2 protein-coding genes, 1 tRNA gene and 1 rRNA gene are annotated in these 1,466 nt (G+C 58.9%); 2 read left to right on the top strand and 2 right to left on the bottom strand.

The window, feature by feature from the left end; all coding sequences use genetic code 11:
• Both ABAC402_RS38905 and ABAC402_RS40510 read left to right on the top strand, forming a co-directional pair.
• On the top strand, positions 1–530 hold a 530-nt coding region (locus ABAC402_RS38905; protein WP_023451366.1), incomplete at its 5' end, for a calcium-binding protein.
• Positions 531–747: 217 nt separating this feature from the next.
• Positions 748–1,005, top strand: coding sequence for a transposase (locus tag ABAC402_RS40510; protein ID WP_162148555.1), 258 nt, complete (start codon positions 748–750; stop codon positions 1,003–1,005).
• A gap of 109 nt (positions 1,006–1,114) precedes the next feature.
• On the opposite strand, the gene ABAC402_RS38900 is transcribed toward ABAC402_RS40510, so the two are convergent.
• A tRNA-Met gene (locus tag ABAC402_RS38900) sits at positions 1,115–1,191 on the bottom strand.
• 87 nt (positions 1,192–1,278) lie between these two features.
• Positions 1,279–1,393, bottom strand: a 5S ribosomal RNA gene (gene rrf / locus ABAC402_RS38895).
• Positions 1,394–1,466 lie beyond the last annotated feature (73 nt).

The following is a 1,466-nucleotide window of genomic DNA, read 5'->3' as shown; positions in this document are numbered from 1 at the left end:
CTTTGGAAGGTTCGGGCAATATCAACGGCACCGGCAACGGCGTCAGCAACATCCTGACCGGCAATACAGGCAATAACAGCCTGGATGGCGACGCGGGTAACGACACCATCGACGGCGGCGCCGGCAACGACACCGTCATCGGCGGTGTTGGCGGCGACAATCTCACGGGCGGCGCCGGCACGGATCGCCTCACCGGTGGCACCGGCAACGACACCCTGACCGGGGGCGCCGATGCTGACACCTTCGTCTTCGCCAGGTCGGGCGGCGGCAGCGACCGCATCATGGACTTCCAGGTCGGTCTCGACCTGTTGGCCTTCGCGGCATCGGACTTCACCACCACCCTGGCCAACACCACCTTCACCAGCAATGCCAATGGCACGGCGGTCGGCACCGGTGGTCAGTTCATCTACAACACCACGACCAACACCCTGGTCTGGGACTCAAACGGCACCGGCAGTGGCGGCATCACAGCCACCATCGTCTTCGACACCGCCGTCACCATCACCAAGGCCAACCTTATCTTCGAATAGGACAAGGCTGAACGACAAACTAAGAAAGGCCGGCGGGAAACCGCCGGCCTTTTTCTTTTCCTTTCGCTCCGTCGAAGAGAACACCTGCAGCGTAAGCGATCAGGTTCCCCCGTATAGCTGTGGGGCTTTGAGCTTTAAGGTCTGCGCGACGCGATCAACGTTGCTCCTTTTGGCTCCTCCCATGTCTACACCTGTGTCTGCACCTAATGGGCTCCAAATGGTCGAGGTCGTACTTGAGCCGATCGAGGGCGGTCCGGCTGAAATTCGCAGCCGCTGGTCGGATGACTTTAAGTTCGGCATAGCGGCCGGGTCTCTGCTGCCCGGTGCCAAGCCGTCGCGCATTGCCGAACGTGTTGGCGTAGAGCCCTCCCAGATTTATCAATGGCGTAAACAGGCCCTCCGCAAAGGTTGGTTCAGTTTACCGGCCGCAGACCCCAGGGCGCTGAGCGCACGGATATCTATTCGCGCAGGATAATCGGCCGGGCCACAACCCGTCGGCTGATTTCGGCGACTCGGCCACCTGAGTCGGGAAGGTCCAGACAACAAAAAACCCCGGAGGTGATCCGGGGTTAGTTTGATAGGCTTGGTTGCGGGAGCAGGATTTGAACCTACGACCTTCAGGTTATGAGCCTGACGAGCTACCGGGCTGCTCCATCCCGCGCCAAGATGGTAAAAGGACCGGACAGCATTTACGCGATCCGGTCCTTAAGGCTTGTATATGAAGGGTTCTGGCAACTGCTCTTGGTAGACCTGGCGACGACCTACTCTCCCGCGACTTAAGACGAAGTACCATCGGCCCAGGAAGGCTTAACGACCGAGTTCGGAATGGGATCGGGTGGGGACCTTCCGGCATAGTCACCAGGTCAACCAAAAGCAGTTGCTGTAATTGAGAAGACATTTTTGTATCTGACGTCGAACGACGTCTGTGTTTTGTAA

The sequence above is a fragment of the Asticcacaulis sp. AC402 genome (assembly GCF_000495835.1).
Lineage (GTDB): Bacteria > Pseudomonadota > Alphaproteobacteria > Caulobacterales > Caulobacteraceae > Asticcacaulis.
The sequence above is the reverse complement of the archived record's forward strand: the minus strand, read 5'-3'. Positions and strand labels throughout refer to the sequence as shown.